General features: G+C 70.4%; 17 protein-coding genes and 1 pseudogene. 11 read left to right on the forward strand and 7 right to left on the reverse strand.

Features of this window, described 5'->3' with window-relative positions; genetic code table 11:
- Window positions 1-9: 9 nt before the first annotated feature.
- From ABIA32_RS27520 to ABIA32_RS27530, 3 genes are read right to left on the reverse strand one after another with little or no spacing between them, the layout of a single operon-like run.
- Entirely contained in the window at window positions 10-876 is an 867-nt protein-coding gene (locus tag ABIA32_RS27520) for an ABC transporter permease (RefSeq protein WP_370100980.1), read from the reverse strand.
- Window positions 877-922: 46 nt separating this feature from the next.
- Window positions 923-1,876 carry an ABC transporter permease gene (locus ABIA32_RS27525; RefSeq protein ID WP_370100983.1) on the reverse strand — a complete coding sequence of 318 codons (954 nt, stop codon included), beginning with the start codon at window positions 1,874-1,876 and terminating at the stop codon, window positions 923-925.
- A 10-nt stretch (window positions 1,877-1,886) separates the two neighbouring features.
- Window positions 1,887-3,722, reverse strand: coding sequence for a peptide ABC transporter substrate-binding protein (locus ABIA32_RS27530; RefSeq protein ID WP_370100986.1), 1,836 nt, complete (start codon window positions 3,720-3,722; stop codon window positions 1,887-1,889).
- Window positions 3,723-4,132: 410 nt separating this feature from the next.
- On the opposite strand from ABIA32_RS27530, the gene ABIA32_RS27535 reads away from it, so the two are divergent.
- Entirely contained in the window at window positions 4,133-5,461 is a 1,329-nt protein-coding gene (locus tag ABIA32_RS27535) for a lipase family protein (RefSeq protein ID WP_370100989.1), read from the forward strand.
- A gap of 80 nt (window positions 5,462-5,541) precedes the next feature.
- On the opposite strand, the gene ABIA32_RS27540 is transcribed toward ABIA32_RS27535, so the two are convergent.
- Window positions 5,542-6,189: a TetR/AcrR family transcriptional regulator gene (locus ABIA32_RS27540; RefSeq protein WP_370100992.1), complete on the reverse strand. Its 648-nt coding sequence runs from the start codon at window positions 6,187-6,189 to the stop codon at window positions 5,542-5,544.
- A 92-nt stretch (window positions 6,190-6,281) separates the two neighbouring features.
- Here ABIA32_RS27540 and ABIA32_RS27545 point away from each other — a divergent pair, with 92 nt between their 5' ends.
- Together ABIA32_RS27545 and ABIA32_RS27550 are read left to right on the forward strand one after the other, a co-directional pair.
- Window positions 6,282-7,334 carry an oxygenase MpaB family protein gene (locus ABIA32_RS27545; protein ID WP_370100994.1) on the forward strand — a complete coding sequence of 351 codons (1,053 nt, stop codon included), beginning with the start codon at window positions 6,282-6,284 and terminating at the stop codon, window positions 7,332-7,334.
- A gap of 272 nt (window positions 7,335-7,606) precedes the next feature.
- On the forward strand, window positions 7,607-9,097 hold the full coding sequence (locus ABIA32_RS27550) for an ATP-binding protein (protein ID WP_370100997.1): 1,491 nt from the start codon (window positions 7,607-7,609) through the stop codon (window positions 9,095-9,097).
- A 37-nt stretch (window positions 9,098-9,134) separates the two neighbouring features.
- On the opposite strand, the pseudogene ABIA32_RS27555 reads toward ABIA32_RS27550, so the two are convergent.
- Window positions 9,135-9,221 (reverse strand): annotated as a pseudogene (locus tag ABIA32_RS27555) (diguanylate cyclase); the annotation flags it as partial.
- A 39-nt stretch (window positions 9,222-9,260) separates the two neighbouring features.
- Window positions 9,261-11,825: an ATP-dependent helicase HrpB gene (hrpB, locus tag ABIA32_RS27560; protein ID WP_370101000.1), complete on the reverse strand. Its 2,565-nt coding sequence runs from the start codon at window positions 11,823-11,825 to the stop codon at window positions 9,261-9,263.
- A gap of 178 nt (window positions 11,826-12,003) precedes the next feature.
- Between hrpB and ABIA32_RS27565 the strand changes: the two genes are divergently transcribed.
- The 3 genes from ABIA32_RS27565 (at window position 12,004) to ABIA32_RS27575 (ending at window position 14,259) form a co-directional block, all read left to right on the forward strand.
- On the forward strand, window positions 12,004-12,426 hold the full coding sequence (locus tag ABIA32_RS27565) for a 4-oxalocrotonate tautomerase family protein (protein WP_370101002.1): 423 nt from the start codon (window positions 12,004-12,006) through the stop codon (window positions 12,424-12,426).
- A gap of 132 nt (window positions 12,427-12,558) precedes the next feature.
- The gene (locus tag ABIA32_RS27570) at window positions 12,559-13,626 is read left to right on the forward strand and encodes an NAD(+)/NADH kinase (protein WP_370101005.1); all 1,068 of its coding nucleotides are present in this window, start codon (window positions 12,559-12,561) and stop codon (window positions 13,624-13,626) included.
- A gap of 33 nt (window positions 13,627-13,659) precedes the next feature.
- On the forward strand, window positions 13,660-14,259 hold the full coding sequence (locus tag ABIA32_RS27575) for a DNA-3-methyladenine glycosylase I (protein WP_370101008.1): 600 nt from the start codon (window positions 13,660-13,662) through the stop codon (window positions 14,257-14,259).
- Between the two features lie 259 nt (window positions 14,260-14,518).
- Here the strand turns inward: ABIA32_RS27575 and ABIA32_RS27580 are convergent, their stop codons facing one another.
- Window positions 14,519-14,797, reverse strand: a complete 279-nt coding sequence (locus tag ABIA32_RS27580; protein WP_370101011.1) for an alpha/beta fold hydrolase — start codon at window positions 14,795-14,797, stop codon at window positions 14,519-14,521.
- A gap of 287 nt (window positions 14,798-15,084) precedes the next feature.
- On the opposite strand from ABIA32_RS27580, the gene ABIA32_RS27585 reads away from it, so the two are divergent.
- The 5 genes from ABIA32_RS27585 (at window position 15,085) to ABIA32_RS27605 (ending at window position 21,392) form a co-directional block, all read left to right on the forward strand.
- Window positions 15,085-16,113: a LacI family DNA-binding transcriptional regulator gene (locus tag ABIA32_RS27585; RefSeq protein ID WP_370101014.1), complete on the forward strand. Its 1,029-nt coding sequence runs from the start codon at window positions 15,085-15,087 to the stop codon at window positions 16,111-16,113.
- 75 nt (window positions 16,114-16,188) lie between these two features.
- A complete protein-coding gene (locus ABIA32_RS27590; protein WP_370101017.1) occupies window positions 16,189-17,445 on the forward strand; it encodes an ABC transporter substrate-binding protein in 1,257 nt (418 codons plus the stop codon).
- A 2-nt stretch (window positions 17,446-17,447) separates the two neighbouring features.
- Window positions 17,448-18,410, forward strand: coding sequence for a carbohydrate ABC transporter permease (locus ABIA32_RS27595; protein ID WP_370101020.1), 963 nt, complete (start codon window positions 17,448-17,450; stop codon window positions 18,408-18,410).
- 110 nt (window positions 18,411-18,520) lie between these two features.
- A complete protein-coding gene (locus ABIA32_RS27600) occupies window positions 18,521-19,282 on the forward strand; it encodes a carbohydrate ABC transporter permease (protein WP_370101027.1) in 762 nt (253 codons plus the stop codon).
- Between the two features lie 103 nt (window positions 19,283-19,385).
- The gene (locus tag ABIA32_RS27605; protein ID WP_370101023.1) at window positions 19,386-21,392 is read left to right on the forward strand and encodes a TIM-barrel domain-containing protein; all 2,007 of its coding nucleotides are present in this window, start codon (window positions 19,386-19,388) and stop codon (window positions 21,390-21,392) included.
- The last annotated feature ends 152 nt before the right edge of the window (window positions 21,393-21,544 follow it).

Here is a 21,544-nt window from a genome sequence, read left to right on the forward strand (position 1 = left end):
GGTCAGAGGTCAGCGGCGTTGCAGTCGGACGTCCAGGGCGTCATGGACGGCGTCGCCGATCAGGTTGAAGGCCACCACGGTGACGATCAGGATTCCCGCGGGCGGGTACACCAGCCACCAGTAGCCGTCGTAGAGGGAGTTGAGGCCGGCGGAGAGCATGGTGCCCCAGTCGGCGTGCGGTGGTGGCAGCCCGAGCCCGAGGAAGCTGAGCGCCGACAGGGTGAGGATCGAGTCGGCGATGGTGAAGGTACCGCTGACGATGATCACGCCTGCGGCGTTCGGCACCAGATGACGCAGCACGATGCGCCCTCCGGTGCCGCCCATCATCCGTGCCGCCTGGACGAACTCCCTGGTCCGCAGGGTGAGTACCTCGCCCCTGACCAGGCGTGCGGCCCCGAGCCAGGAGAGCAGCGACAGCAGCAGGACGATCCCCCAGAGCGTGGGCGTGAACATGCTGACCATCATCAGCAGGAGGACGATGCCGGGGACGGCGAGGAAGGTGTCGATGACCCGCATCATGACGGCGTCGACGAGGCCGCCGAGATAGCCGGCGACGGCTCCGTACAGGGTGCCGATGACGGACGTGGTGAAGGCCACCGCGAAGCCGAGTTCGAGCGACGACCGTCCGCCCGCCATCAGCCGCCCCAGCACGTCGTACCCGGAGGCGTCGGTGCCCAACGGATACGCGCTGCCGGGCGACAGATCCGCGAGGTCAAGCCGGACGGTGACCTGGTCGGTCCGGTACAGCAGCGGCCCGACGAAGCAGAAGGCGGCGATCACCGCGACGATGCCCAGTCCGACCAGGGCCCGCCGGTTGCGGACGAACGCCCGCACCGACAGCCGTCCGGAGCCGCGCGCTGCCGTCGAAGCGTCCACGGTTTCGGACCGGGGATCGGGTGCGGGATCGGGTGGGGCCAGTGGTTCAAGCGTTGACATAGCGGATCCGGGGGTCGAGGAAGCTGTAGGCGATGTCGGCGAACAGGCTGCCGAGGACGGTGGCCACACCGACCACCAGGGTCGACCCGAGCATGATCGGATAGTCCTTGCTCGTGGCGGCCTGGTAGAACAGCAGCCCCATGCCCGGGTAGTTGAAGACGGACTCGGCGATCACCGCGCCGGCCACGATGTTCGGAGCCTGCAACCCCAGGACGGTGACCACCGGCAGCAGCGAGTTGCGCAGGACGTGCCGACGCAGGACCAGCCGCTCCGGCAGCCCCTTGGACCGGGCGACCTGGACGTACTCCTGGGCCAGGGTGTTGATGGCCGACGTCCGCATGTACCGGCTGAAGCCGGCCACGCTGACCAGGGTCAGCGTGACCACCGGCAGCACCAGGGCGCGCGGGTCGGCGAGGATGCCGCCGACGGACTCCGCCTGCGGGGCCTGGGAGGGCAGCAGATGCAACTGCACCGAGAAGACCGCGATCAGCAGCAGCGCGAAGAAGAAGTCCGGCATGGAGTACAGCACGAAGGAGACGACGGTGAACGCATGGTCCGCGACCCGGCCCCGGCGCACTGCCTGGAAGATCCCCATCGGCAGCGCGACCGCGAGCGCGAGCAGCGTGGACAGCCCCAGCAGCAGGGCGTCGCGCGGCAGCCGCTGGGCGATCAGCGTGGACACGGGCTGCTGCAGCGAGTAGGACGTGCCGAAGTTGCCCACGACCGCCTGCTTCACGAAGGTCACGAACTGCGCGGCCAGCGGTCGGTCCAGGCCGTTGGCGGCGTTGAAGACCGCGATCCGCTCGGCGGTGGCCCGGGTCCCGAGGGTGGCCCGGGCGGCGCTGCCGGGAACGAGGTGGATCAGGACGAACGTCAGGACCATGACGCCGATCACCACGACGATCGCCTGACCGATCCGGCGGATGAGGTAGGCGCTCACTGCTCGCCCGTCACGAGGTGTACGCCCAGTCCTCGAAGTTCTGCCCGCCGGAGAACGGGTTGAGCGGGACGACGCCCTGCAGCTTCGTCCGGTAGACCATGATGCCTTCGCGCAACGGCAGCCACAGCCATGGAAGTTGCTGCGCCGCGTAGTCCTCGTAGTCAATGAACGCCTGGGCCGAGGATCCGTACTCGGTGGCCTTGATCAGCTGGTCCATCTTCGGGTCGGAGTAGCCGCCCGAATTATTGGAGCCGCCGGTGTCGAAGAAGCCGGTGCCGTTCGGGTAGAGCGGGTACGGCTGGTACCCGAACTCCGCCAGCTGCCAGCCGCAGCTGGACGCCGGGTGGGAGGCCGCGGTGCACGTGCCGATCGTGCTGATCAGGGTGTTGAATGGCTCCGACTTGAGGTTGAGCGTGATGCCCGCCTGGGCCTCCGAGGACTTGATAGCGGCGTTCTGCACGTCGGTGGTGGCCCGGCCCGAGGAGTACGCCAGGTTGAAGGTCAGTGCCTGACCGGCGCCGATGCCGGCACCGCACTGCGCGGATCCGGTCCCTGGGCTCGCACACGTCGTCGTCCCGCCCGGCACCACGTTCCAGCCGTGCGCCTGCAGCAGCGCCTTCGCCTTCGCCGGGTCGTACGGGTACGGGCCACCGGCCCGCTCCAGCGGCGAGGCCCACGCTCCGGTGGCCTTGACGGGAACGGGCCCGTTGCCCGGGTCGGCGTAGCCGTTGTAGATCTTGGCGACGATCTGCGGGCGGTCGATGAGGTACTCCATCGCCTGCCGGACGTACAGCTGTTGGAGCAGGGCGCCGACCTCGGAGTTGTACAGGTTGGGCTGGATCTCGGCCACGCCGGGGATCGGCACGCTCGCGATCGAGTATCCGCTGGACTCCAGGGCCTGCGCCTGCTTGATGTCGTTCAGCGGAAGCGACGCGACATCGAGGGAACTGCCCGATCGCAGGGCGTTGATCTCGGGAGTGTCCGAGGTGAAGGGCGAGATGACAACCTTGTCGACGGTCGGCTTGGTCGCGGAGTAGTGGGTGTTCGGTAGGTAGCTGTAGTAGCCGTTGCTCCGGAACTCGGACAGCTTCCACGGTCCGTCGACGACCTGCCACAGCGGGTTCGTGGCGAAGCCGGTCGTCCTCGCGCCTTCCTTCTGCAGGTAGGCGTACACGGCCTTGGCGCCCGCGGTCGTCGTGTCGTTGTCGCCGACCGCCGCGGACGCGGAGGTCTTGTCCCAGGCGTGTTGGGGCAGCAGGGGGATGGTGCTGAGCACGTCGTCGGTGTAGAAGTCCGGGTTGTACGCCTGGGTGAGGTCCAGCACGACCGTGTGGGCATCCGGGGTGGACACCTTCGAGACGTCCTCCGGGAAGAGCCCGACGAGGTGGGCGTTCCAGTTCGAGGCGTTCGCCTTCAGGAGGGTGTAAACGAAGGTGAAGTCGCGGCTGGTGACCGGCTGGCCGTCCGACCAGTTCCAGCTCTTGAGGGTGATGGTGATCCGTTTGTCACCGTTGGCGTAGACGAGGGAGCTGAACAAGCTCTTGTCCTTGTTCACCACCGACTGGGCGCCGTCCCCCGCGTACACCAGGAACGGCCACAGGGGCTGAGTGAGATTGACGTTCCAGCCGTTCTGGTTGGTCGCCGGGGCGAGCGGAAAGACGAAGTCGGGCTGGGCCCCCACCTGCGCGATGGTGACCGTTCCACCCTGCTTCACCGGGCCCTTCTTCGCGCCGGCGCTCTCACCGTTGCCGATCGGCCCATTGCCGCCACCTGCCGTGCACCCGACGGCGACGATCGCCAAGGCCGTCGCGGTCGCCGCGGCTCTCAGTCCCTGCACCACTCGCATCTGGGTCCTCGTCTCCCTCGTTCGCCTACGGCTGTACCGAATCAATTCGGGCATTTCTCCATGCTCATGACACTCAATCGGCACGGATCTACCCTTGGCACGCACGGTTCATGCCCGACGCGGTGGAGGGTCTCCTCGCAGTCAGCCCCCGGCCATGAGTCTCCTCGGGTCGGGGCGTCCGCATCCGCAGGTCAGCGGGGGGGCATGCCGCCGCGTGGGTATCGACCAGCGCCGGGTCGAGTGACGACCCGGTCGGGCAGCGCTCGGAACCCTCCCCGGCCCTCGCGGCGCGGTACAGCCTTCACAGAATGCCCACACGATGCCTCGTCGTGGCTCTGTACGGATGACCTACCCATAGGTAACTTACTCCGCAGTCAGGAGTGTGACCCGTCTCACGACTTCGGGGAGCCATGCACAGAAGATCCGTTCGACGACTAGCCGTCGTCGCCGCCACGGCCATCGGGTTGGCCGCCGCCCCATCCGCCGCAGCCGCGACGACAAGCGCCACCACCGGCGATTCGTTCTACACCTACACAGGCAGCGCGCCGCTGTCCTCCTTCGCACCCGGGACGGTGCTCAAGACGAGGACGCTGCGCTACCACATCGAGGGCATCGCGACGCCGGTCACCGCCATCCAGCTGCTCTACCGCACCACCGACGCCCTCGGCCGACCGGCCGCCAACGTCACCTCGGTGGTGCGCAGCATCACGGGCAACAGCGCGAAGGCCGTGTCCTACCAGTCGTTCTACGACTCGCTGAACCCGCAGGACGGACCGTCCCGGGCCATCGCCGGCGACGTGACCCTGGGCGGGACGATCGCCAACTTCGAATCCGTGGCGCTCTCGACGCTGTTGCTTCAGGGTGACAACCTCGTCATCCCGGACACCGAGGGCCAGTCCGCGGACTTCGCGGCGGGACCGGAGTACGCCACCAACACCCTGGACTCGATCCGAGCCGCGATCAAGTCCCCGCTGACCGGCATGAACCCCCGGACCAAGTTCGGCCTGATGGGCTACTCCGGCGGCGCCATCGCCACTGACTGGGCCGCCGCGCTCGCCCCGCGTTACGCGCCCGACGTCAACAAGAACCTCGTCGGCTTCGCCGAAGGCGGGGTGCTCGTCGACCCGGCGCACAACCTGAAGTACGTCAACGGGTCACTGGTCTGGTCCGGGGTCATCCCCATGGCGCTCATCGGGGTCTCCCGCTCGTACGGCATCGATCTGACGCCCTACATGAACAGCTACGGCCTCCAGGTCTACAACGGACTGCAGCACGGCTCGCTCCTCGACGCGCTCGGCCACTACCCCGGCCTGACCTGGCAGCAGATCGCGAAGCCGCAGTACGCCAACCCGGACTCGGCGATCGCGTTCGTCGAGGCGGTGAACAAGATCAACCTGGGCTCGGCCCCCACCCCGTCCGTCCCCGGCTACATCGCCCAGGGCAACGGGGGCGTACTGGAGGGAACCTTCGGCAACCCGGCCGGTATCGGCACCGGGGACGGCGTCATGGTCGCCGGAGACGTGCGGGCCCTCGCCAACCGGTACTGCGCCACCGGCGACAGCTCAATCACCTACGACCAGTACAGCCTGCTCAGCCACGTCGGCACGGCGGCGGCGTGGGCGCCCAAGGCGCTGTCCTGGCTCAACGACCGGTTCGCGGGCCGTCCCGCCCCGTCCGACTGCGGACACATCCCGGCAGGCAACTCCCTCGCGCCGGAGCAGATCCTTCCCCCGTCCTGACGTTCATTCAGGGAGGGGTCGGAGGCCGCTTCCGCCGAGAGGTGGGGGCGGCCTCCGGCACGGGTGACCGCCGTGCGCCTTCAGTCCGGAGGCCAGACGGTACGGAGCATCAGCTGCACCTGGCCCAGCAGATGCTGGAGCTCGAACCTGTCCGGATCGGTCAGGGCGATCCGCCCGAAGTGTTCCGCGCAGGCCACGAGTGCGTGGGCGAGGATCTGCGGGTCGAGCTGGGATTCGCCCCGGTCGGCCAGGACGGCGGAGATCCACGCTGCGACCCGGAGCCGGAACCGTTCCCGGTCGGCCTCGATCCGGTCCCTGACGACCGCGGGCATGGTGCCCGGAGTCAGCAGGATCAGCCGCCAGGTGTCCGGGTCGTCGTGGAGCATCTCCGACATCCGGCGCAGGGTGCTGGAGGCGAAAACGGCGGGGTCCCGCTGGTCCCCGGCGTCGGGGAGCGTGTCGAGCAACCGCTCGAAGGCGCGCGCCTGCTGCCGGTCGAGGAGCGCGGTCAGCAGGGCGTCGAGGTTCTCGAACGCGCCGTAGACCACCGAGCGGGCGACATCGGCCCGCTTCGCGATGGCATCGATGGAGACCCGCTCGTAGCCGTCGCTCACGATCACGACCAGGGCCGCGTCGAGCAGTTGCTCGCGGCGTACCGCGAGCGGGACCCGCGCGGCGTAGGGGCGCCGCTTGCGCGGCCTGGCTTCGGAAGAGGTGGACGCTGACACCTTGGCAGTTTACGACATCCGTGCCTTAATTTACGACAGTAGTGTCGTAATCAAGGAGCGGCGTACGCCGCGAACAGACGAGGAGCGGCCGCATGAAGCGCAGCGACGTCGAACCGCACGAGGACTACGGCTTCTTCGGACCGGGCTCGGTGGTGTGGAAGGTCTGGAGCTATCCGACGTCGCTGACGGTGGGTTTCCAGCGGGCCGTCGTGGTGGAGGAGCTCGACCCGCCGCTGGTGGCCGCCGTCCACGGGACCCAGGGCATCTACCAGCGCCCCCGCACGCGCTACGACCGGACGCTGCGGTACTTCGCGATGGTCGCCTTCGCCGGTTCGCGTGAGGTGTGCAGGGCCGCGGACGTCCTGGTCAAGGTGCACTCCAAGGCGATCGGTCACCTGCCCTACGGCGACGGGACCTACGACGCCAACGACCCCGCGTCGCAGCTGTGGATCCAGCTGACCGGCTGGCATTCGATCCTCTACGCGTACGAGCGGTACGGCCCCGGGAAGCTCACCGCGGAGGAGGAGCGGGAGTACTGGGAGGCATGCGCGGTCGCGGCGGAACTGCAGACGTGCTCCCCCGACGACATCCCCCGCAGCCGTGACGGCGTGCGCGCGTACTTCGAGCAGATGCGGCCGCGCCTGTCCGCGAGCCCGATCGCCCGGCAGGCCATGAACCACCTGTTGCAGACCGAGCTGGTCCTGCCGCCCACGCCTCGCTGGGCGAAGCCGGCGAGCTTCGTTGTCGGCAGGGCGCAGCGGATCGCCACCATCGCCACGATGCCGCGTTGGATGCGTGAGCTGGCCGGGATTCGCCAGTCACGCCTCCTCGACGTCCTCATCGTGCCCGTCATGAAGGCCTCCTTCGCGTTCGTCCACCTCAGCCCCAGGCTCGAACTGCTCCTGCTGCGAAGGCTCTCCCCCTCCACGGTTCCGGTGATCGCCCCGATGAAGCTCGGCATTCCTCCGCGCAACGAAGAGGTACTGACACCCGCGGAAGCCCGCGCCCGCCACGGCTTCCCCAAGCCCGCCGAAGCACACCTCGACCTCCGGGCCCGGCAGGCCGCACGCGTCCTGGGTGACGGCAAGGCGCCCAGCGACCGCGGGCTCATCGAGTCCCAGGACGTCCTGGGCCCGCTCGCGTGATCGCGGATGCGCCTGCGAGGGAGGCGCCTGACGTCTCCGACCAGTCTCGATCGACGAAGTCGTCCACTCGCCACCGGGCTCGAAGCCCTCGCCGCACAGGCGAGCCCACGCCTGACCTGGCGCGCCGCCGGGCGGCACCGAACGGCGTGGCTGACCCGTCCAGCACCACCGCCGCGCCCTGTTTCACCGTCCGGCGCAATCATGAGGCTGTCGCGGCGGGCAACCCCTGAAATCCACCCCTCGGGGCCGCCCGCCAGGTCTGGTTATGTAGAGTGGCTCTACGTAGATCAGACCTACACAGTTCGGGAGAGTCCTTGTCCTCCTTTGTCGGACGGAAGGCCGAGCTGTCTGTGCTGAGCAAGCGCCTGAAGCGCGTGCGCGAAACCGGTAGCGGCGTGGCGCTCGCCTTGCGGGGCCGACGGCAGGTGGGGAAGTCACGGCTCATACAGGAATTCTGCGACCGGGCCGATGTCCCCTACGTGTTCTACACAGCCACCAAGGGGGCCTCCCCAGTCGAATCGGTTGCCGACTTCCTTCGCGATCTCAAGGACTCCTCGCTCCCTCGCGACCGCGACCTGGTGCCGAGCGCAAGCGCCGGCAGCTGGCCCGACGCCTTCCGGGCGCTCGCCGCTGCTCTGCCCGATGACCGACCCTGCATCGTGGTCCTCGACGAGCTCCCGTGGCTGTCCGAACAGGACGGCCTCTTCGACGGAGCACTGCAGACCGCGTGGGATCGCCTGCTGTCCGTCCGCCCGGTCCTCCTGCTGCTGCTCGGCAGCGACCTGCACATGATGGAGCGCCTGACCGCGTACGACAGCCCCTTCTACGGTCGGGCCGACAACCTCATCCTCGGACCGCTCGACCCGGCCGAGACCGGCCAGGCCCTCGGGCTGGCCGCAGCGGACGCGATCGACGCACACCTTGTCTGCGGTGGACTGCCGGGCATCCTCCGAGCCTGGCCGCACGCAACGCCGGCCCTGGCCTTCCTCGAACAGGAGTGCGCAGACCCCGCGTCTCCAGTCTTCTCGATCCCAGAGACCTCCCTCCTGTCCGAATTCCCCACGCCCGACCAGGCTCGCCGAGTCCTGGAGGCAGTGGGCGGTGGGGACCGCACCCATGCAAACATCGCCACCACGGCGGGCAGTCGGGAAGGAGCGCTCCCCTCCGGCTCCCTCTCCCCTCTGCTGCGGCGACTCGTCGAGGAGAAGCGAGTTCTGGCCGTCGACGAGCCGACCTCCACGCGCCCGGGAAAGCCGGCCCTCTACCGCGTGGCGGACAGCAACCTGCGCCTCTACCTCGCCATCCTGCGGGGCGTTCACGAGCAAGTACGACGCGGCCGCCCCCAAGCTGCCTACCGACTCGTCGAACGCCGCTGGACGAGCTGGCGCGGACGTGCCGTCGAGCCTCTCATCCGTGAGTCCCTGTCTCTCGCAGCGTCCGAGGGCGCCCTCCCATGGACAGAGACCGCGACGGTGGGTGGCTGGTGGAACCGCCGATTCGACCCCGAAGTCGACCTGGTCGGCGCGGACCGCGGCCCAGTCGCCCAACGGATCGATTTCGTCGGCTCGATCAAGTGGCTCGCGACCCCTTTCGACCGCCACGACCTCGACGACCTGACCCGCGCCGCCCCGGAGGTGCCCGGCTTCACCCTCGGTACGACCGGCCTCGTCGTAGCCACCCTGTCCGGACTCGCCCCCAACGCGGACAACGCCACCGTGGACCTGTGCTGGGGTCCCGAGCAGGTCATCCATTCCTGGACGTAGGCGTCCCGCCGCCGCGACGCCCTGCTGCGTGGCGCGCGCTGGCGAGGATCTGGTTCTTGAAGTCCGGGCGGGGGTGGGCCGCTACGACTGCGGCGCGTTGCGGGTCCGACACCGCGTGATAGCCACTCGGCGGCAGAGCCAGGACTTTCGTGCCGGAGCCGGATTATCGACGGGGGTTCGCCCTGCGGGTGGGCTCGGCCGCGGTGGGGTCCTCCGGCCAGGGGTGGCGCGGGTAGCGGCCGCGGAGTTCGGCTCGGACGGCGCGGTAGCCCTCGCGCCAGAAGGAGGCCAGGTCGCCCGTGACGGCGGCGGGACGTCCCGCCGGGGACAGCAGATGGATCGTCAGCGGGACCCGTCCGTCGGCGAGCCGGGGGGCTGCCTGCCAGCCGAACAGCTCCTGGAGCCTGACCGCGAGGACGGGTTGGTCGGCGGAGTAGTCGACGCGGATCCTGGAGCCGGTGGGGACGGTGATCCGCTCGGGCGCCAGTTCGTCGAGGCGTCCGGCCGCACCGGAGGCCCAGGGCAACAGTCGAGCCAGAGCGGCCGCTGTGGGGATGCGTTCCAGGTCGGCGCGGCGGCGGGCCTGGGAGAGTTCGGGATCAAGCCAGTGCTCGGCCCGGTCGAGGAGGGAGCGGTCGTCGACCGCGGGCCAGGGGTCGCCGAGCACGCGGTGCAGAAAGGCCATCCGCTGCCGCAAGCCGGTGGCCTCCGCCGACCAGGTCAGCAGCTCGCCGACGCCCTCGGCGGCCAGGCCCTCGAGCAGGGCCGCCCGCAGCAGCGTCCGGTCCGGTGCGGCCAGGGGCTCGGCGGCGAGCTCGACCGCGCCGATGGCCTCGACCCGGCGAGCCGCCACCTCGCCGCGCCGCGAGCCCGGCGGCACAGCCCAGCGGACCTCCTCACGGTCTGTCAGCAGCGTTGCCGCGCAGCGCCGAGCCGTGGCCTCGTCCGTGACGGCGGCCAGCCGGACCCGGGCCGAGGGCGAGCCTGACGGACGGTCGGCGACGGCCACCGCGATCCACTCCGCACCGGACAGGGCGGAGCCAGCGCCCGTCTCGGCGGCGGTGCCGGAGGCCATCAGGTAGGTGCCCCCGGCACCGGACTCGGATCCGGATCCGGGCTGGGGCTTGGGGCCGCGCGCCCTGGCGATGCGCTCGGGGAAGGCCAGCCCGGCGATCAGCCCAGCGGCCTCGGCATCGCTGACCCGCTGCGGCGGGTCCTCGGCGTCCGGGTGCCGACGCAACCGTCGGACCTCCTCGCGCCAGCGCGCCGCATAGGGGTCCCTTCCCGTCCGCACCGCGCGGCGGACGGCGGCGAGGTCCTCGCCCAGTGCACGTGGCGGCTCCTCGGACAGCAGCGCCACCAGCTCGGCAGCCTGTCGCTCACCGACCTGCGCCGCGCCGTCCAGCAGCGCCCGGCCGAGTCTGGGTTGCAGGCCGGTGCGGGCGATGCGGACGCCCCGTCCGGTGGCCCGGCCCTCGGCGTCGACCGCGCCCAGGGCGGTCAGCGTCGTCCGCGCCGCCGCCATCGCGCCGTCCGGCGGCGTGTCGGGCAGGGCGAGGCCGCGCGCGCCGGGGGCTCCCCAGCAGGCGACCTGCAGGGCGAAGGAGGTGAGGTCGGCCTGCATGATCTCCGGCGTGGGCAGGGCACGGGCCAGTGCGTCCTCGGCCTCCGCCCAGCAGCGGTAGACCGCGCCGGGCGCCTCCCGGCCGGCTCGACCGGCCCGCTGCCGTCCGGTCGCCAGCGAGGCCCGAACGGTGACCAGTCCGGCCAGGCCGCGCGCGTGGTCGGTGCGCGGTTCCCGGGCCAGCCCGCAGTCCACGACGCTGCGCACCCCCGGCACCGTCAGCGAGGACTCCGCGACGGAGGTGGAGAGCACCACCCGGCGGCGAGGGCCGGGGGCGAGGGCGGCGTCCTGCACGGCTCGGTCGGCACGACCGTGCAACTGCAGGACGTCGACGGTTTCCCGCAGACCGCCAAGGAGACCGGCCACCTTGGCGATCTCACCCGCTCCGGGGAGGAAGCACAGAACGTCGCCGTCGCGCTCGCGCAGTGCCCGCAGCACGGTTGCGGCGATGTGCTCCAGCAGGGCGGGGTCGGTGCGCAACCCCTGCGGCGGCCGGACCGGGCGGGGCGGCGGCGACCAGACCACCTCCACCGGGTGCTGGATGCCGTGCGCCTCGACGACCGGCGCGGGGCCGTCCCCGCCGAGCAGCCGGGACCAGGCGGCGGTGTCGGAGGTCGCCGAGGCGCACACCAGCCGGAGTTCGGGGCGCAGCGTCGCCCGCACGTCCAGCAGAAAGGCCAGCGCGGTATCCGCGTCGAGATGCCGTTCATGGCACTCGTCCAGCACGACGACGTCCACCCCGGCGAGTTCCTGGTCGCGTTGCAGCCGTTGCAGCAGCACCCCGGTGGTGACCACCTCGACCGCGGTACGCGGCCCGACCCGCCGCTCCCCGCGGACAGTGAAGCCGACCCGCTCCCCCACCGTTTCACCGAGCAGCCAGGCCATCCGCCGCGCCGCGGCCCGCACCGCCAGCCGCCGGGGCTCGGCGACCAGCACCCGCCGCGACGGTCCCCGCTCCATCAGCCCGGCCAGTTCCAGCGGCACCAGCGTCGTCTTCCCCGTCCCGGGCGGTGCCGCGAGCACAGCTGCCCCGCGCAGCTCCAGGGCACGCTGGAGCGCGGGAACGGCACTGCGCACGGGGAGGTCGAGCCAGGCGGGGTTCACCCCGGCAGTCTCCCCGATCCCGGCAGGCCACGGCGACCTCACGGCGCGTGCCCTACGCGCCCGTCCGCGCGGACTACGTGCGGTGCGGGATCTCTTGCGCGCATGCGAGAGGGATGCTCGTTACGTGGCGAAAGCCCGCCCACCATCGGGTTCACATCGCACAGCGAGGATCGATCGCATGCCCATGATCGACGTCTACACCGCCAAGGGTCTGATCAAGGACCGCAAGGGACTGGCCCAGGAGCTCGCCCAAGCGATCATGCGCTGGGAGAAGGTCCCGGCCATCCCGTTCTTCACGGACAACACCGCCGCCTTCGTCCACGAGCTGGACGCGGACAGCTTCTCCACCGCCGGCGGCAGCGCCGACCACGTGCGGGTCGCCGTCACCACCAACGCCGGCGCGCTCAACCGTGAGCAGCAGCTCGGCCTGGTCAAGGAGCTCTCCGAGCTGGTCGCATCCGCCGCGGGGGACCCCTCGCTGGCCGAGCGCACCTGGGTGGCCCTGACCGAGGCGGTCCCCGGAGGCTGGGGCATCGGCGGCCACTCCTACACCAACGAGGAGATCGTCCAGCATGTGCGCGAGCTGCTGGGCAAGGCCTGACCTCTTCCCTCCCGACGGGCTGATCGCTCGGCCTGGCCCCACCATGGAGCTGGAAGACCGAGCGGCAGTTCCGCTCCCCGCCGGGCCGCGATCACAGCCACTTGGCGACGCGGTATCAAGACGAGGAACCCCATGCCCGTGCACCGCATCGGACTGGTCGTCCATCAGGGCCGCACTGCCGCCCTGGACGCCGCGCGCAGCGTGCATGCCTGGTGCGACGCGCACGGCATCCCCTGCACCGAGATCGACGTGTGGTCGACGGACCACCGGCGCCGCTCCGGCCGGGAGGAAGCCCACGCGGCCGGGGACCCCGACCTCGTCGTCACCCTCGGCGGGGACGGGACGTTTCTGCGCGGGGCCCGGATCGCCGTCAAAACGGGCGCCAGCGTGCTCGGCGTCGATCTGGGAAAGGTCGGCTTCCTCACCGAAGTGCCGGTCCGCGACGTCACCGCGGCCCTCGAAGCCGTCCACGCCGATCACGCGGTGGTGGAGGAACGCATGACGCTCACCATGCGCGCCTCCCGGCCACCGGAGGTGCCCGAGGAGCTGGAGGCTTTCCTGCGCTACGGGCGCGGTCCCGCCCTGCCGCCGCCCGAGGTGCGGCCCGAGAGCACTGCGGGAGGTGGCTGGGGCGTGGCCCTGGACGTGAACGCCCTCAACGATGTCGTCGTGGAGAAGCTGGCGCGCGACCACCAGGTCAGCGCCGGCGTCTACATCGCCGGCAGGCTGCTGGCCTCCTACTCGGCCGACGCCCTCGTGGTCGCCACCCCGACCGGTTCCACCGCCTACTGCTTCGCGGCCGGCGGCCCCGTGCTCTCCCCGCACATGGATGCCGTCGTGTTCACGCCGATCGCGCCGCATATGACCTTCAACCGCACCGTGGTCGCGGCCCCTGACGAGCCGGTCGCGCTGCGCATCCTGCCGCACTCCGGACGCGCGGCCGTCAGCATCGACGGTCAGCTGCGCGCGGTGCTCGATCCGGGGGACTGGATCGGCGTCTTCCGCGCCCCTCAACGGGTGCGGCTCATCCGCTTGCACCCGACCGACTTCTACGGCCGGCTGCGGGACCGCTTCCATCTCACGGACGCACCGGCCACGGCGACTGACGGGGAGTCCGCAGCGTGGTTCTTGCGCCCCGACGCTCCCCTGCCGCCGGACCTGGCGGGCCTGCGTCTGCCGCCTCCCGCGGCAGCCCGCTGAGCGCCCGCCTGCGCTCCTGGACCGGAGGTTCGCATGGACAGTGACGTAGTCATCGGATACGACGGGAAGCCGCGCTGCGACTGGGCCGGGAACGGCGACACCGCGCTTGCCCGCTACCACGACGAGGTGTGGGGAACCCGCACCTACGACGAGTCCGCGATGTTCGAGGCCCTCACCCTCGGTGTGTTCCAGGTCGGGCTGAGCTGGCGGATCGTATTCGGCAAGCGGGACGCGTTCCAGACCGCGTTCCGCCGCTTCGACGTCACGGAGGTGGCCTCGATGACGGACCGGGACGTCGACCGGCTGGTGGAGGACGCCTCGATCATCCGCAACCGCGGCAAGATCCAGGCCACTCTCGACAACGCGCGCATCATGCTGTCCGCGTCGCCTGACCTCCCGGCCCTCGCCAAGTCCTACGAGGTCGATCGCAAGCGAGCACCCCGTTCCCTCGCCGATCTGCCCACGGTCACGCCGGACGCGGAGGCATTCTCCAAGCAGTTGAAGTCCCAGGGCTACCGGTTCATCGGGCCCACGAGCGTGTACGCGTTCATGCAGAACGTGGGCGTGGTCAACGACCACCTCCACGGCTGCATCCGCGCCGCCGACTACCACGCCACGGCTCGGAGCCGCTGAGCGTCGCCGTGGTGCAGTGCGTCCGGCTTCAGTTAGGTCATGTTCTTCGGTGCTGCCGGGCACGGGCGGGCGGTCCGTCCGATCGCTCTCTGCTTTCCGACTCAGCGAGTGCTGCGGATGAAACGGGGTGCTGCCGCCTCTGACCTGCGATTTGGCCGTCGGCCCGATGCGTCGAAGTGGAACCGCCAGTCTAGTCCGCAGACGCGGACGCCGCCCGAGCGACCGCGACCGGGCCGGCGTCGGCCTCCCCCGGTCGTGCTCACTTCGCAACGGCCTGAAGCGCCGTGAGGATCACCTGGGTCACTTCGTCCGGGCGCGAGAGGGCGATGGCGTGGGAGCCGCCCTCGACCACGGTCACAGTCGCCCCGATCCGCTGCGCCGCGGCCCGCTCCGCGTCCGGGTTGATGGCGTGGTCAGCCCCGGCGACGGCTCCTGCGCTGCCCCGAAGCACGACCGCTGCGCTCATCCCGCGCTGGGCATGCTGGAGCAGGACACGCAGTCTGGCGCATTCCTCGTTCCGGCCGAAGAGCTCGTCCACCCGTCAGCCCACCACCGCCCGATGAGGCCGCGCGCAAGCACGCGGGCGGTCGTCTTCCCTGAACGCCTGACGGGGGCGATGATCGCCGGCCAAGCTGCATCCTCCTCGACGCGGGAGACTCAAGTGTCGCCCATCTCCCCCGTCCTGCCCACTCGCGCACGGCGTCGGACATCCGAGCCGGCAACGATCCGGTAGCGAGGATCGACGAAGGTCTTGCGCGTTCGGAAACACCGGCGTTACGGTCACGCCACATCGAATCAGTTCGACACAGCGAGGAGCTGTATCTCGTGGCCGTCACAATCGCTGATGTCGCGAAGCGGGCCTGCGTCTCCCGCAGCACCGTGTCGTACGTGCTCAGCGGTGCCCGCTCGATCTCGCCGGAGACGCGTGATCGTGTCGAGCAGGCGATCGCCGAGCTCGGGTTCCGCCCCCACGCCGGGGCCCGGTCCATCCGCAGCCGCCGCAACGGCGTGATCGCCATGGCGCTGCCCATGGTCTACGGGCCGCACAACCAGGTGCAGATGCCGTACGTATGGGCGTCGCTGACCGCCGCGCAGGACCTTGGGCTCAAGCTGCTGGTGCTGACCGACGACGACGGCGCGGCCGCGATCCGGGACACGGTGGTGGGCTCGCAGGTCGACGGGGTCATGCTGATGGAGGTGCAGCGCGACGATCCGCGGGTGGCCCTGCTCAGCTCGCTGAAGTGTCCGGCCGTGTTGGTCGGCACTCCGGACGACAGCGCCCAACTGCCCTACATCGACTTCGACGCGGCCATGGCCGGCCGGCTGTGCGCCGAGCACCTGCTGGAGCTGGGACATCGTGCTGTCGGCTACATCGGGCAGCCCCCGTCCACCTTCCGCCAGGACCTGGCGTATGCGATCCACGCCAGGGACGGGGCGCTGGCCGCCCTGCGAACGGGCCGGGCACGGACCGCCTGGACTGCGTGTGACGGTCAGGCAGCTGACGTGGCCCGCGCCGTGGACGATCTGCTCGACGAGGTTCCTGGTCTGAGCGCTCTGATCGTCTACAACGAGCGCGCGCTGCCCCTGGTGCTCGACCGGCTCCGCGCCCTCCGTCTTCGGGTACCGCAGGACATCTCGGTCGTGGCGGTGTGCCCCGACGACGAGGCCGAGCAGTTACCGGTCCCGGTCAGCGCGGTATCCCTGCCCGTGGAGGAGCTGGCCCGCACCGCGGTGCGGCTGCTGGCCGGTCAGCTCTACGGGGAGTCTGTGCCGTCCGCCACGATCCTGGCGCCGACGTTGAAGGTTCGCGAATCCAGCGCGCCGACCACGGTCGGCAGCCCCGGAAGCTCCTAGCCGGACCCCGGGCATCCACCCTGTCTGCCCGGTATCAGTGCGCGATACATCGAATCAATTCGAAAGGTGAAGGCCATGATTTCTGTACTCCGCCGCCGCAGCTCCCAGAGAGTCGGGATCAGCGCCATCGCGGTCGCTTCGGCCTGTATGTTGGCGCTGACCGCGTGCGGTTCCGGCAGCGGATCCACGTCTGCCTCGGGCGGCGTCCTGACGCTGAACGAGACCGACTACTACGGCGCCGCGCCGCAGAACACCCAGATCCAGGGCGTGCTGAACGAGTGCGCCGCCCAGGTCGGCGGCGTGAAGGTCGTTCATCACGAGCTGCCCCGCGAGCAGCTGATGCCCAAGCTGCTCCAGGAGGCCTCCTCCCGCTCGCTGTCGGACCTCGTGCTGGTCGACAACCCCGACCTGCAGCAGATGGCGTCCACGGGGGGTCTGGTCTCGCTGTCTCAGGCCGGGCTGTCGACGGACGGTCTGTTCCCCTCGATCGTGTCGGCCGGTACGTACCAGGGCCAGGTGTACGGAATCGCGCCGGGAGTGAACGGTCTGGCGCTGTACTACAACAAGGACGTGTTCGCCGCGGCCGGGCTGAAGCCGCCGACGACGTGGGACGAGCTGAGCGCGGACGCGCAGAAGCTGACCGCAGGCGGACACCAGGGCATCGCGTTCTCCGCAGTCGGCACCGAAGAGGGCAGCTTCCAGTTCGAGCCGTTCTTCTGGACCGCCGGCGCCGATCTGAAGGACCTTGCCTCCCCGCAGGCGGTGCAGGCGCTGGACCTGTGGAAGACGATGGTGGACAAGGGCTGGGCCTCGAAGTCCGTGGTCAACTGGACGCAGGCCGACGTCGACCAGCAGTTCGCGGCCGGCAACGTGGCGATGATGGTGAACGGCCCGTGGCAGCTTCCTGGTCTGGACGCCAAGACCAGCCTGCACTTCGGCACCGTGCCGATCCCGGTGCCGAACGCCTCGGCCAAGCCGGTCACCCCGCTGGGCGGCGAGGTCTGGGCCGTCGGCCACAGCAACTCGGCCCGGGAGCAGAAGGCCGTCGCGGTGGTGAAGTGTCTGCTGAGCCCGGAGCGCAGCACCGAGTGGTCGAAGGACGCGGGGTACATTCCGAGCAACGAGGCGGCGGCCGCTCAGGTGGGGGCCACTGACCCCCAGTTGGCGGCGTTCGTGACGGAGATCGCCACGGCCAAGGCCCGCACCGCAGAGCTCGGCACCGCCTATCCGAAGGTGAGCGCGGCGCTGTACACCGCGATCCAGGCGGCGCTGGCCGGCGGGTCGTCGGCGCAGGCGGCACTGACCCAGGCGCAGAGCCAGGCCGGTTCCTGACGATGTCGGCGATGCTCAGCAAGGCCGCCCCCGCTGCGGGGGCGGCCCCGGCCCGGGGCTCCCACGGGCGGAGGCGCCGCCGTCGCACCGCCTGGCGTGCGGCCGGGTTCGTCGCCCCGGTGTGGCTGTATGTCCTGTGCTTCTACGTGTACCCGTTGGTGTCCAACGTTCGCATGGGCTTCCAGGACTACTCGGTGTCGTCCTTCTACACCGGATCGGCCCCGTACGTCGGACTGGCCAACTACCGTGCCGTGTGGAACAGCCCGCAGTTCGGGCAGACCGTGCTCAACACCGTGCTGTTCACGGTCGGTTCGCTGGTATTCCAGTTCGGTGCCGGGCTGGCGCTGGCGGTGTTCTTCCGTCGCGTGTTCCCGCTGAACGGTGTGCTGCGTTCGCTGCTTCTGGTGCCGTGGCTGCTTCCGCTGGTGGTTTCCGGAACGGTGTGGCGCTGGGTGATGTACACCGACTCCGGGGTGCTCAACCAGGTGTTGCTGCATCTCCATGTGGTGAGCCAGCCGGTCCCCTGGCTGGTGAGCACGAACATGTCGCTGGCCGCCGTCATCCTGGTCAACATCTGGGTCGGCATCCCGTTCAACATGGTCATCCTGTACGGCGGGCTGCAGGGCATCCCGGAGCAGTTGTACGAGGCGGCCGCCATCGACGGCGCGAACGCCTGGCAGCGGTTCACGAGGATCACGCTCCCGCTCCTGCGGCCCGTCACCCTCGTCGTGCTGACCCTCGGCCTGATCTACACGGTCAAGGTCTTCGACGTGATCATGATCGTGACTCAGGGCGGTCCGGCGAATTCGTCGCAGACACTGACCACCTACGCCTACAACCTCTCGTTCCAGCAGCTGACGTTCGGGAAGGGCGCGGCGGTCGGCAACCTGCTGATCCTGGTGGCGGTCGTGTTCGCCGGGCTGTATCTCCGCGCGGTCCGCGAGCCTGAAGGGGGAACTCGATGAACACGCTTGCCGGAACCCCCTCGAAAAGCAGCCACGCGCCGCGGCTGCGTGTGCCCAGGAGGGTGCGAGCGGCGCTGGGAACGGCGGTGGGCCTGGTCATCGTCACCGTGATGCTGTTCCCGCTGTACTGGATGCTCAATGCCTCGTTCCTGCGCCCGCAGGACCTGGTCAGCCGCACACCGACCTGGTTCCCTGTGCACGGCACCCTGGACGGCTACCGCAGCGCGCTGGGCGCCGAGGGCGGCCACCTTCTGGTCAGCCTCGGGGTGTCCCTTGGCACGGTGGCGGTGACGTTGCTGGTCGCGGCCCCGGCTGCCTACGGTCTGGCCAAGCTCCGCGTGCCCGGCGGGCGGATGCTGATGTTCGCGCTGCTGGTGGCGCAGATGATCCCGGGCATCGTAATGGCCAACTCGCTGTACATCGCGGCCGACAGGCTCGGGCTGATCAACTCGCCGCTGGCGCTGATCCTCGCCGACTCCACCTTGTGCGTGCCGTTCGCGACCCTGATCCTTCAGTCGTTCATGCGCGGCATCCCGGATGAGCTCGGCGAGGCCGCTGCCCTTGACGGTGCGTCACGGCTTCGGACCTTCGTGTCGGTGATCCTTCCGGTGGCCCGCAACGGGGTCATCACCGCGGCACTGTTCTCGTTCCTGTTCGCGTGGGCCGACTTCCTGTTCGGCGTCACGCTCACCACCGATGACAACCGGGCCCCGATCACGGTGGGCCTCTACCGGTTCATCGGGGCCAACCTCACCGACTGGAACGGCGTGATGGCCACGGGGGTCATCGCTTCCCTTCCGGCTGCACTATTGCTGATCGCCGCTCAGCGCTATGTCGCGGCCGGCATCGGCAACGCCGCGCTGAAGGACTGACTCGCGCGGCGGCCGTCGAGGGTCGGCCGCCGCGCGACACCACCGGCCGCTCTGGCTGCCTGGCTGCTCTCCCTGCTCCACTGCTTCGACCTCAGGAGACTTCGTGCTCAACCCGTTCACCATCGACGACCGTGCTCTGACTTGGAGGAGCGGCAATCACCTGCTGACCGTCGAGCCGTGGGGCACCGACAGCGTCCGGGTCCGGGCCGGCCTGCACCGCATCCTGCCGGACCTGCCAGGTGCCCTGGCGGCCGAGCCGCCCGCCGCGCCGGACGGCGTGACCGTGGAGATCGATCCCGACGGGACGTCCGCGGCACTGGTGAACGGCCGGGCTCGCGTGTTCGTCGACGCCGCGAGGGGCCTGCTGTCCTTCCAGCACGCCGGGACCGGCGTCGAGGTCCTGCGCGAGGTGCCCGCACACTTCTGGTGGCCGGGGTCCCGCCACTTCGAGGCGGCCGGAAGCGGATTCCACCGCATCGAGCAGCGGTTCGCCGCGTACCCGGACGAGCGGATCTACGGGCTGGGTCAGCACGGGCACGGCCGGCTGGACCAGATGGGCATGGTGCTGGAGCTGGCCCAGCGCAACGGCGAGGTGTCGATTCCGTTCGCGGTCTCCAGCCGGGGCTACGGCATGCTCTGGAACAGCCCGGCCGTGGGCCGGGTGGAGTTCGCCGCCAACCACACGCGCTGGGTGTCGGACCGGGCACGCCAGATCGACTACTGGCTGACCGTCGGCGACTCCCCCGCCGCGATCCTGTCGAGCTACGCCGCCGCCACCGGCTTCCCCTCCCCTATGCCTGAGTGGTCGTCGGGGTTCTGGCAGAGCAAGCTGCGCTACCGCGACCAGGAGGAACTGCTGGCCGTGGCCCGCGAGTACGCCCGCCGGGGTCTCCCGCTGTCCGTCGTCGTCATCGACTACCTGCACTGGCGGCGCCTGGGCGACTGGGACTTCAACCGGGACGCCTGGCCCGACCCACTCGCGATGGTCGACGAGCTGCACGCCCTCGGCATCGAGCCCGCCGTTTCGGTCTGGCCCTCGGTCAGCCCGCTGTCGTCCAGCTTCGCCCCCATGCGCGAGGCCGGGATGCTGGCCTCGGCCGACAACGGCGCGATGCTGACCGGCAACTGGCCCGACGGCGACTCCCCGGACGAGATCGGCGTCGCGTTCTACGACGCTACCGATGCCCGGGCCCGCGCGTTTCTGTGGGACAAACTCGAGGCGAGCTACTACAAGCTCGGCATCCGCGCCTTCTGGCTGGACGGCTGCGAGCCGGAGATCCGGCCCGCCCCGCACACGCTCACCTACGCCGCCGGCCCGGGGACGGAGGTGGCGAACCTGTACCCGCGCGAGCACGCCCGCGGCGTGTTCGAGCAGATGCGCGCGGCCGGGGAGACCGCGGTCCTGTCGCTGACCCGCTCGGCGTGGGCCGGCTCGCAGCGCTACGGCGTGGCCCTGTGGTCCGGCGACATCCCCGCCACCTTCGAGGCCCTCGCGGACTCGATCAGGGCCGGTCTGAACGTGGCCATGAGCGGCATCCCCTGGTGGAACACCGACATCGGCGGCTTCCACGGCGGCGACCCCGACGAGCCGGCCTACCGGGAACTTGTCGTGCGCTGGTTCCAGTTCGGTGCCTTCTGCCCCATCTTCCGGCTGCACGGCCACCGCGAGCCCCGCACCAGCCACGGCACGGTCGGCGACGGCGGCGGCCCGAACGAAGTGTGGTCCTACGGTCCGGACGCCTACGAGGCCATCACCTCCGTGCTGCGGCTGCGCGAGCGCCTGCGCCCCTACATCCATGCCCACCTCCGGGACGGCGAGCAGACCGGCATCCCGCTCATGCGGCCACTGCTGCTGGCCTTCCCCGACGACCCGGCCGCCTGGGAGGTCGAGGACCAGTACCTGTTCGGTCCCGACATCCTCGTCGCCCCCGTCACCGAACTCGGCGCCCGGCAGCGCCGCGTGTACCTGCCGGCCGGAGCCGAGTGGACGCACTCGGACTCCGGACGCCGATACCCCGGCGGCGGCCACGTCACCGTCGACGCGCCGCTGGACCGCATCCCCCTGTTCGTGCGTGACGACGCCGAACCGCCCCTTCAGGAGGCGCAATGAAGCGACCCACCCCGCACCGGCCGCGCCCCCGCGGGGGGGGGGGGGGGGGGGGGGGCCGGGCGGGGGGGGGGGGGGCGGGGGGGGGGGGCGACACCCCGGGCGGCAAGCGCGGGGTGAGCCCCCCCCCGCCGGGGCGGGAGACGCACTCTGCG

The organism is Streptacidiphilus sp. MAP12-20 (assembly GCF_041262525.1).
Lineage (GTDB): Bacteria > Actinomycetota > Actinomycetes > Streptomycetales > Streptomycetaceae > Streptacidiphilus.

Excerpts from the sequence above, each read along its gene's own strand:
- ABIA32_RS27530 (WP_370100986.1), bottom strand. The coding sequence starts at position 3,722 with ATGCGAGTGGTGCAGGGACTGAGAGCCGCGGCGACCGCGACGGCCTTG.
- ABIA32_RS27565 (WP_370101002.1), top strand. The coding sequence starts at position 12,004 with ATGCCCATGATCGACGTCTACACCGCCAAGGGTCTGATCAAGGACCGC.
- ABIA32_RS27570 (WP_370101005.1), top strand. The coding sequence starts at position 12,559 with ATGCCCGTGCACCGCATCGGACTGGTCGTCCATCAGGGCCGCACTGCC.
- ABIA32_RS27590 (WP_370101017.1), top strand. The coding sequence starts at position 16,189 with ATGATTTCTGTACTCCGCCGCCGCAGCTCCCAGAGAGTCGGGATCAGC.
- ABIA32_RS27595 (WP_370101020.1), top strand. The coding sequence starts at position 17,448 with ATGTCGGCGATGCTCAGCAAGGCCGCCCCCGCTGCGGGGGCGGCCCCG.
- ABIA32_RS27575 (WP_370101008.1), top strand. The coding sequence starts at position 13,660 with ATGGACAGTGACGTAGTCATCGGATACGACGGGAAGCCGCGCTGCGAC.
- ABIA32_RS27600 (WP_370101027.1), top strand. The coding sequence starts at position 18,521 with ATGCTGTTCCCGCTGTACTGGATGCTCAATGCCTCGTTCCTGCGCCCG.
- ABIA32_RS27535 (WP_370100989.1), top strand. The coding sequence starts at position 4,133 with ATGCACAGAAGATCCGTTCGACGACTAGCCGTCGTCGCCGCCACGGCC.
- ABIA32_RS27545 (WP_370100994.1), top strand. The coding sequence starts at position 6,282 with ATGAAGCGCAGCGACGTCGAACCGCACGAGGACTACGGCTTCTTCGGA.